Origin of the sequence: Methanosarcina spelaei, from assembly GCF_002287235.1 — an archaeon.
GTDB lineage: Archaea > Halobacteriota > Methanosarcinia > Methanosarcinales > Methanosarcinaceae > Methanosarcina > Methanosarcina spelaei.
Genome location: NZ_LMVP01000266.1, coordinates 1 through 1,475 on the forward strand (window position 1 = coordinate 1; position 1,475 = coordinate 1,475).

The 1,475-nt window shown below is 32.9% G+C and carries 2 protein-coding genes; both read left to right on the plus strand.

The genetic code is table 11. The features are described 5' to 3' along the window. Window positions 1-529: PKD domain-containing protein (locus ASJ81_RS12525; RefSeq protein WP_141241710.1), on the plus strand; the 529-nt coding region annotated here is incomplete at its 5' end. Between the two features lie 764 nt (window positions 530-1,293). After that, on the plus strand, window positions 1,294-1,475 hold a 182-nt coding region (locus tag ASJ81_RS12530), incomplete at its 3' end, for a hypothetical protein (RefSeq protein ID WP_212556074.1).

Here is a 1,475-nt window from a genome sequence, read left to right on the forward strand (position 1 = left end):
AACTGTAAATGCCGCTCCTGTAAAACCAGTTGCTTCATTTTCTGCATCTCCAACCTCAGGAAATGCTCCTTTGAAAGTAACATTTACTGATAAAAGTACCAATAGTCCAACTTCATGGAAGTGGACTTTTGGAGATGGAAAAACTTCAACATTGAAGAATCCTGCATATACCTACAGTAAAGCAGGAAAATATACTGTTAGCTTAACAGTAAAGAATACGGCTGGAACAAGTACGAAAACAATAAAGAATTACATAACTGTAAATGCCGCTCCTGTAAAACCAGTTGCTTCATTTTCTGCATCCCCAACTTCAGGAAAAGCCCCATTGAAGGTACAGTTTACTGACAAAAGTGCAGGTTTACCTACTTCATGGAAATGGAGCTTCGGAGACGGAACATATTCAACAGCAAAGAGTCCTGCACACACATACAGTAAAGCAGGAAAATATACTGTTAGCTTAACAGTGAAGAATGCGAAAGGAAGTAGCACAAAAACTATATCTGGATATATTACGGTTTCCAAAAAATGAACATTTTGAATTAAAAGATATAAAAGGTCAAAGCTAGAGGGTATGGGGGGATTATTTTTCAGACATGTCAAAATGCTAAACTTGCTTTGTTTTGCCAGACCTAAGAGTTACGTTTATTTGTGTTCAAATAACTGAACTCACATCACTTAACTTGTGCCTATTAGGTTGAGCTACATCACTTAATTTATGTCTGTTAGATTAAACTGATTTTTGCAGGTACCTTCAAAAAATAACAGTTTTTCTGTCGTTGTTTTTAGGAGAATTATTTGAAAATTTGCAGTTACTGTCTCAACTGGAGCTTAAGGAAATGGCTGCCGGAAGTTCCAAATTAAGACAAAAAACCGAATAAGTAGGAAAAGATTCAAATTACACTTTTGAGTAGTTAGGGACATTTTTCAGAAAAAAGGAGCGCGTAAAAAAAATATTAAAAGGAAAATTACAAAAGTCGGATTGTATTTTTCCATTTATAGTGCATATTTTATCAAAAATTACTATTTATTTTTATTTTTTTGTATTATTTTTTACATTTTGTAATCAAATTTCCAATTATTATTTTTTTTATAGGGTTATATAAATAATATCGTAAGATTTAAATATATATAAGTGAGTGTGCCCGATAATGTTAATTTTCACGAAATAGATGGAAAACGCATAATTAACAGACTGTCTCAAAACCGTGTTTAATTTTACAATTGAAACAAAAAGGTAGTACTGAGACTAAGGAAAATAAGAGTAATTATACTGGTTGAATTGAGGGGAATACAATGAAAATTAATCCAAGAGTGTTATATCTATCAATAATTTATACTGTATTATTATTTATGGCATCAAATATCGTAGCAGCTGATACCCTGGAAGCTGAGAAGTTAACAAAAGTGGCATCCAATGCTGCATCTGATTACCCAGTTTGGTCTCCGGATGGAAGAGAAATCCTTTTCTCAAGGGA